The organism is uncultured Holdemanella sp., assembly GCF_958348295.1.
Lineage (GTDB): Bacteria > Bacillota_I > Bacilli_A > Erysipelotrichales > Erysipelotrichaceae > Holdemanella.
On sequence record NZ_CATVYQ010000068.1, the window covers coordinates 1 to 7,410 of the forward strand.

At 29.7% G+C, this 7,410-nt stretch carries 14 protein-coding genes; 13 read left to right on the forward strand and 1 reads right to left on the reverse strand.

From position 1 onward, the window contains the following. The 13 genes from Q3907_RS09945 to Q3907_RS10005 form a co-directional block, all read left to right on the forward strand. Positions 1-219: hypothetical protein (locus Q3907_RS09945; RefSeq protein ID WP_301898166.1), on the forward strand; the 219-nt coding region annotated here is incomplete at its 5' end. A gap of 217 nt (positions 220-436) precedes the next feature. Then, positions 437-856, forward strand: a complete 420-nt coding sequence (locus Q3907_RS09950) for a hypothetical protein (RefSeq protein ID WP_301898167.1) — start codon at positions 437-439, stop codon at positions 854-856. 31 nt (positions 857-887) lie between these two features. Then, positions 888-1,712, forward strand: a complete 825-nt coding sequence (locus Q3907_RS09955; RefSeq protein WP_301898168.1) for an Rpn family recombination-promoting nuclease/putative transposase — start codon at positions 888-890, stop codon at positions 1,710-1,712. Between the two features lie 208 nt (positions 1,713-1,920). Further along, entirely contained in the window at positions 1,921-2,562 is a 642-nt protein-coding gene (locus Q3907_RS09960) for a hypothetical protein (RefSeq protein ID WP_301898169.1), read from the forward strand. Positions 2,563-2,782: 220 nt separating this feature from the next. Continuing rightward, positions 2,783-3,028: a hypothetical protein gene (locus Q3907_RS09965; RefSeq protein WP_195233364.1), complete on the forward strand. Its 246-nt coding sequence runs from the start codon at positions 2,783-2,785 to the stop codon at positions 3,026-3,028. A gap of 2 nt (positions 3,029-3,030) precedes the next feature. Then, on the forward strand, positions 3,031-3,243 hold the full coding sequence (locus Q3907_RS09970) for a hypothetical protein (RefSeq protein WP_195233366.1): 213 nt from the start codon (positions 3,031-3,033) through the stop codon (positions 3,241-3,243). A 234-nt stretch (positions 3,244-3,477) separates the two neighbouring features. After that, the gene (locus tag Q3907_RS09975; RefSeq protein WP_301898170.1) at positions 3,478-3,729 is read left to right on the forward strand and encodes a hypothetical protein; all 252 of its coding nucleotides are present in this window, start codon (positions 3,478-3,480) and stop codon (positions 3,727-3,729) included. A 14-nt stretch (positions 3,730-3,743) separates the two neighbouring features. Then, entirely contained in the window at positions 3,744-3,974 is a 231-nt protein-coding gene (locus Q3907_RS09980; RefSeq protein ID WP_301898171.1) for a hypothetical protein, read from the forward strand. An 18-nt stretch (positions 3,975-3,992) separates the two neighbouring features. Next, positions 3,993-4,199 (forward strand): hypothetical protein, encoded by a 207-nt coding sequence (locus Q3907_RS09985; RefSeq protein ID WP_217799492.1) that lies wholly within the window; start codon positions 3,993-3,995, stop codon positions 4,197-4,199. A 211-nt stretch (positions 4,200-4,410) separates the two neighbouring features. After that, the gene (locus tag Q3907_RS09990) at positions 4,411-4,626 is read left to right on the forward strand and encodes a hypothetical protein (protein WP_278464761.1); all 216 of its coding nucleotides are present in this window, start codon (positions 4,411-4,413) and stop codon (positions 4,624-4,626) included. Positions 4,627-4,638: 12 nt separating this feature from the next. Then, positions 4,639-5,124 carry a type II toxin-antitoxin system PemK/MazF family toxin gene (locus Q3907_RS09995; protein WP_278464760.1) on the forward strand — a complete coding sequence of 162 codons (486 nt, stop codon included), beginning with the start codon at positions 4,639-4,641 and terminating at the stop codon, positions 5,122-5,124. A gap of 226 nt (positions 5,125-5,350) precedes the next feature. Next, positions 5,351-6,286 (forward strand): amidoligase family protein, encoded by a 936-nt coding sequence (locus Q3907_RS10000; protein WP_301898172.1) that lies wholly within the window; start codon positions 5,351-5,353, stop codon positions 6,284-6,286. A 20-nt stretch (positions 6,287-6,306) separates the two neighbouring features. Next, on the forward strand, positions 6,307-6,936 hold the full coding sequence (locus Q3907_RS10005; protein WP_301898173.1) for a class II glutamine amidotransferase: 630 nt from the start codon (positions 6,307-6,309) through the stop codon (positions 6,934-6,936). Positions 6,937-7,218: 282 nt separating this feature from the next. On the opposite strand, the gene Q3907_RS10010 is transcribed toward Q3907_RS10005, so the two are convergent. Continuing rightward, positions 7,219-7,410: hypothetical protein (locus Q3907_RS10010; protein WP_301898174.1), on the reverse strand; the 192-nt coding region annotated here is incomplete at its 5' end.

Genomic DNA, 7,410 nt, shown 5'->3' on the forward strand with positions numbered 1-7,410 from the left:
GGTTTGACTGTATGTGTTTCATCTAAAGATTCATCATCACTATTCAAAGATGCGGAATCAAAAACATTTTCATGGACAGATGTAAGTTTACGTATAGAAAATCTGATTGCAACAGGTAACTATTTTACTGATGAAGAGATGAAATGTTATAATTCTATGAATAAGGATGAAATTTTACCTGATTGGCTTTTGAAAAGATATGATATTATATTTGATTAATTTATTTATTAGGTGGCAGTACTGCCATCCTTTTTTTTACGCAAATGGCTGCGGATTCTATTGTCTTTATTGTTTTTATTTTCTTTATTTGAATATCGTACTTTCAGATCCACACAACTGTTGCCCTACGGCGTCTCGTTAACACTTGCCAGTTGTATTCCTCTAAAAGTACGATACGAAGAAATTGTAAAGGCGATATGCCAAGGAGGATGATATTATGTCGTATTTAGAATTGAAAAAAAAGCATCAAAAAGAATTTAATGAGTTTCCTATGTTCTTTGCATTTAATCAAAAACAATTTGATGAAGGAATGCATACATTAGGGTTGAAGCCAAACCAAATAGACAATATTTGTAAGTTTGCTGGTGGAGGTTTTTATAGAAAAACCGATAGTAAAACTTTGACTGAACTATTAATTAGATTTCATAGAGAAGAAAAAAAAGCAATGAAAGATGATAATTATGTGCTTGAAATGTTTGAGTATGAAATGGGTAATCATGAATATGGGTATACACACAACGATATGAAAGTTTTGGATGCGTGCGGTATTGATGTGGATGAATTTGAAAAAAACGCTCGATTGAAGAGATTATATAATCAAGCTCAAAAAGCATTTTTGTCACATTGTTATGATTGATTCGGTGACAATAGATTGGAGGATAAGAATAATGAGTGATTTTCAAGATTATTTAGATAAATGTACATTCTGTACGGACTCTTTTATGAGTTATGCATTTGACGGAGATACGGAACTTGCAACAACCCTGATACAAGTATTGTTAAATCGTGATGATTTAGTAGCTTTATCTTGTGAAGCACAGAAAACAGCTGTGAGTCTTAATAAAGAGAGTACTTTTGATATTTTGGCTCAAGATAAAAAAGGGAATTTATATGATATAGAAATTCAAAATAGAATCCAAAATAATGAAATAAAACGGGCAAGATATTATTCAAGTGCTTTGGATACTAAGTCTTTGAATAAAGGAAGCGACTATAATCATTTGAAAGAAAACTATGTAATATTCTTATTGCAGGGACCTATTTTTAAACAAAATGAAAAACCAATATATCATTTTATCATGAAGGAAATTGAGAATGACAAAGTGTTAGAAGATGGGCGACATATTTTGTTTGTAAACTTAAATTACAAATTTGGATATGAGTTGGATGATAAAATGAATGATTTAAAATATTTGTTTAATGATTTGAATGAATCAGAACCAGACAAAATATGGTATACTTCATTTAGAAACAAAATGAATCTCATAAAAAATACAGAAGGAGGTCGAAGCAAAATGGAATTAAAATATAATAGCATTTTTCTAAAAGGCGAAAATCAAGGTAAAGAGAAGGAGAAAGAAAGACGGACGATTGAAATTATATCCAATTGTTTAAAACAAAATCTTTCTTTAGAGAAAATCGCATCTATTGCAGTAATCTCTGTTGAGGAAGTTAAACAAGTCATTAAAGACAATCATTTGGATCATAATTAAGATGGCAGTACTGCCATCCTTTTTTTCTGCTTAAAATGGCTGCGGGTTCTATTGTCTTTATTGTTTTTATTTTTATTATTTGGATATCGTACTTTTAGATCTATACAACTGTTGCCCTACGGCGTCTCACTTTGTTTGCCAGTTGTATTCCTCTAAAAGTACGATGTGAAGAAATTGTAAAGGCGGTAAAGCCGTGGAGGATACTGGAATGAACTTTATTATGATTAAATGGGACATTGATAATTTGTGTGAATTGGATTGTTTACCATCAGTTTTATATTTAGATGATGAAGATGAGGATATGGTAGATAAACTATCTGATGCTTATGGTTATTGCATTAAAGAGTACCGCATTTTAGATAAGGAGGATGTGTTAAAGTGCTTAGCGGATGAAATTTTACAAAATTCATTTAATAAAACATTTAGCGGAAACTACTATACCTATTTATCGGATATTCAGGAAGAATCTATGGATAGATTTCATTATATGTTAACTGAAAATGATAAATCTGAAATTTTTGATTTAATTTGTCAAGATTTTTATCTTCTTGATGCAAACTGGGATGAAGATGACGATGAAGAATATTATGACTTGATGCTTGGGTATGGTAGGATTAATAATGGTTATGAATTTGATGACGGTTGCAAGGATGAGGAAGAGAGATATAATCTTCGTCAGAATTTATTGGATGATTTACGTATAAAAATGCCTTTGGTTTATGATGTTTTAAATTGTTCGTTGGTTTTGCCTGACGGAACTTGTATCGAAAATGTTTTATCAAAGCTACAGGCAGATAAAATTTATGAAGATTTTATGTACAATTTGATTGATGAAAAGTATCAATTATAAATTTATGATGGCAGTACTGCCATCCTTTTTTTTGCCTTGATGGCTGCGGATTCTATTGTCTTTATTGTTTTTATTTTTCTTATTTGGATATCGTACTTTTAGATTCGCACAACTGTTGCCCTACGGCGTCTCGTTAACACTTGCCAGTTGTGTTTCTCTAAAAGTGCGATACGAAGAAATTGTAAAGGCGATGGGTAAGTCCTAAAGGAGATAAAAACTTATGAAAAAAGATGATTTTATTTACAATGTAGAAAAGTGGTTGGTGAGAAATGATGTGTCTGATGAAGAATATATGCGTTCACCAAGTCAAATCAAAAAGACAAATGTTGCATCTTATGTAGAATCTGTCGAACAAACGCTAAAATGGAAAGCTTCTGATTTATTGGATGATTTTTATAAAATGGTTAAGGAATCACATGTTCGTGGCACAAGCGAATTTGTTAAAAACAAATGTAGGAGAGTATGAATATGGTAGCGGTCAAAGTAGGTTATTCATTCTGTTTATTCAATGTTTTTGAACTAAGAAATGCAAATTTAGAAAGAACAGGTGTTCAAGTGAAAGTGAACGGATGTCTTTATAACTTGTTTAAAGGCATCCAGTTTGAAGATTCAAGAATTATTGATGAGATAATTGACTTATATCATAAACATGAATTTAAAATTGATGATTACATGGTATAAAATGATTGATTCTTAACAAATGAATGGCAAAATAGCCATTCATTTCTATACTGCAAAGACTGCAAATTCTATTGTCTTTATTGTTTTTATTTTTCTTATTTGGATATCGTACTTTCAAATCCACACAACCGTTGCCCTACGGCGTCTCGTTTCACTTGCCAGTTGTGTTTCTCTAAAAGTACGATACGAAGAAATTGTAAAGGCAGTAAATAAGTCCTAAAGGAGATTAAACCTATGATGAGAATTATTAAAAAAATGTATGATTCGGACGACCTACAATCTATTTTAAGTGACTTGAATGCAGATGAAATCTACAGACAACGCTTTATGGAAATTGCACAAGATAAAATGGGATTCATGGATTTTGGTGCAGTTAAGTATGTTGTCAGAGACGGCTTTGCAGAATCGTTTACACGATTTGACAGTGATGTTTGCGAACAGTTTTTAAACGTTTATGAGTTGTGTGTTAAAAAATATTATAACTAGAATGGAGAATTTATATGGAATTATTGGCAATAGGTAATTCAAATTGGGATTATTATTATGATAAAGAGCGCAATGTGATTTATTACATTTCGAAAAAACTTGGATGCAATAATGGATTTTTTTGCTCAGGAAGTAATTTGAAATGCCATTTAAAAAGATTAGCGTTTATACAAAGAAATGATTCGTTAATACCACGTGACTGGAATGTTGTGAATGATAAGTTATTTAATTCACTAACAAAATAATGAAAGGACTTAGTGTATATGATATTCAAAAATTTAGATGATTTATGTTCTTATGCTAGAAAGATAGGAAAGGAAAATCTTTCAATCACAGTAAATATACGTAGTAAATTAACAGATAGAATCTATAAAAGAAGTGGTTCATTTGTTGATAAATATTATAAAGATGGTGTTGTGTTTGTTGTGTATCCTTCAGAGGATACAATAGATTCATTTGAAATAGAATGATTTAAGGATGGCGGTACTGCCATCTTATTTTTTGCCTTGATGGCTGCGTATTCTATTGTCCTTATTGTTTTTATTTTCTTTATTTAGATATCGTACTTTTTAGATCCATACAACTGTTGCCCTACGGCGTCCCGTTTCACTTGCCAGTTGTATTTCTCTAAAAGTACGATACGAAGAAATTGTAAAGGCGATATGCCAAGGAGGTTACATTATGAGAAACAGATTTGATGAAATGCAATTAGGAGAATGTGAGTCTATTTGTGAATGTATAAAGGATGAATCTAATGGGAAAATCAATTTAATTATTGATGAAAACAAGCATGGATTTATTTTAAAAAACGGAAATAATGAATTGAATTCTATGCTAGATTTAGAAACTTTATACCAAATTATTTTAACATTTCAATCTTATTCATATTGTTCTTAAAGGAGTTTAGTTATGTCAAAAATGATTGTTTATAACATAAATAAAAAGTGGATTTTAGATAAACAGAATTCATTTATTGATGCAATGCACAGTAATGAACGTGATTCATATCTGGTATCACTTTATAATTATATGTTTCGCAAGTGTTCTTCAAATCAAATAAAAACAAAAATTAGCATTGGTGATATCTGCTATTGTGATTTTGGAGATGCATATCAATATGAAATTGGATACCAACATTTAGGCGTTGTTATTTCAATTGTCAAACAAAAATTATTCGTAGTACCTATTATAAGTGAAAAACACAATGATTTATTATATACACAATTTAGACTTCCAAAGGAGTCAACATCCTGTTTAAAAAATGATTCAATTGCATTATTGAATGATTCAAAATGGATTAGTAAAAGCCGAGTTATTCGTATTATTGGTAATATAAATACAGGTGATGAATACTTTAAACAATTAAAATATAGTGTGATACAGATTATTTTATAATTGAATTCTTAATCCAAGATGGCAGTACTGCCATCCTTTTTTACGCAAATGGCAGCGGATTCTATTGCCTTTATTGATTTTATTTTCTTTATTTGGATATCGTTCTTTTAGATCCATACAACTGTTGCCCTACGGCGTCTCACTTTGTTTGCCAGTTGTATTCCCCTAAAAGTACGATACGAAGAAATTGTAAAGGCAGTAAATAAGACCTAAAGGAGATTAAAATATGACTATTCTTAATTATCATGGATTCAGAGATTGGGCAGTTCGTAAAGATGAAAATGAGGATTTAAAACGTAATTTTACATTTGGCTTTGAGCTTGAAGTTACTTTACTTGACGATTCTAATAGTGTAACACCAACAATGTTATCTAACAAAATCAAATCTAAATTTGGAAAATTGTTTGTTTGTGAACGTGATGGTTCTATTGGAAATGGTGTAGAAATTATTTCACAACCAATGACTTGGAAGTGGTTTATGAATCATTTAGATACATTTAAAGAGTTATTAAATCTATGTGTTGAATCAGGATTTGATTCTCACACTGGAGACAAGTGTGGATTACATGTACATATTGGAAGAGAAGCTTTAGGTGGCTTTGATAGCGATAATCGCTCTTTGAATCAGAATTATGTAATCACAAATATCAACTATATCATGGAAAGATATCAGAATGAATTGTTAAAGTTTTCTAGAAGAACTCGCCGTTCTTATTCACGTTGGTGCAGTGCAAGAACAGATTTGATTGATTTGAATGGTCATGCATTTATTGACAAAGACCGAATTAGTAAAGTTTCAAATGACATTACAAATCGTTATTATAGTTTGAATCTTTGCAATGAAAAAACAATTGAATTTAGATTTTTAAGAGGAACATTGAAATGGGAAACATTCTTTATTAGTCTAAATCTTCTTAAAAATATTGTTGAAAATAGCAGAAAGTCAAATCATGTAATTACTTTAGAAGATTTAATTTTCAATGGATTGGATGATGAATTTAAAAATTATGCAATTGATTACTGCAAAAAAAGAAAGATTACAGATGAAGAATGTGATTGGAAGAAACCATTATTCTTAGAGAAAACAAACTCAGAAAGTCTTTCAAATATCTTCCAATTTAACAAATTAGATTTAGCAAATGACATCTTAAATGATGAATAAATAGATACGGAGAATGAATTATGTGTGTAATTGTAACAAAAGAAATCAATCAAAAAATGCCAAGCAAGGAAACATTAAAACAATGTTTCCTTGCGAATCCTGATGGATGTGGGTTTATGTATAATTATGAAAATGAGGTTTATATTGAAAAAGGATTCATGACATTTGAATCATTTTATGCAAGACTAAAGGAGCTTGATGGACAGATTGGATTAAAAAAGCGTGCAGTTGTATTTCATTTTAGAATCTCAACAAGTGGCTTAATTGATGAAGGAAATTGTCATCCTTATCCAATTTGTAATGATATTCGAGTGATGAGAAGTACATATTTAAAATGCAAGGATGTTGCGTTTTGTCATAACGGTATCATCAGAGATTACACTCCAAAAAGCAAATTAATCAACGATACACAATGTTTTGGTATTCATGTTTTGGATAAGTTCTATGAATTAAATCATGAATTTTATAAAGACAAAGACATTTGCAGAATGCTTAAACTGTTATGTAAATCTAAATTATGCTTCTTAAATAGTGATGGTGAAATCTACTACATTGGTGATTTTGTAGATGTAAAAGGGAATTCATGTAGCAATAATTATTTCACTTATTATAAAAAAAGACGCACTTCTTTAAATTATTTAAGTCATTAAAAAGCAACGAAAGTTGCTTTTTAATTTGCAAAATTAATTTCATTTAGAACTTTTTTTCTGACGATTTATGCGTTTATAAATAACAAATATAAATTTTATGTGCACATTTTTTATTAATTTGTGACACATTTAATCAGCTTTTTTGTAATTTATAAATGCATTTTTAAATTTTTTTATGACGTTTTAATTCAATTTTTTTTCATTTTAAAAACAACATTTTGATTTTTATATGTGCATTAATTTGAATTTTGTGCACTTAATAAATGAACTTTTTTGATTTTTTTAGATCATCATTTTATTTTTTATTGTATTTTTTTTATTGACTTTATGCATTGAAAATGGCACCAAATCAACGAAAAACCGATTTTCTTCAAAATCGGTGATTTTTAGCCATTTTTTGGGTTTTAAAAATAGCAAGCAAGGACTTTGTGCATACAAAGTCCTTGCGATACCTGTGCATACAAAGTCAAAAAT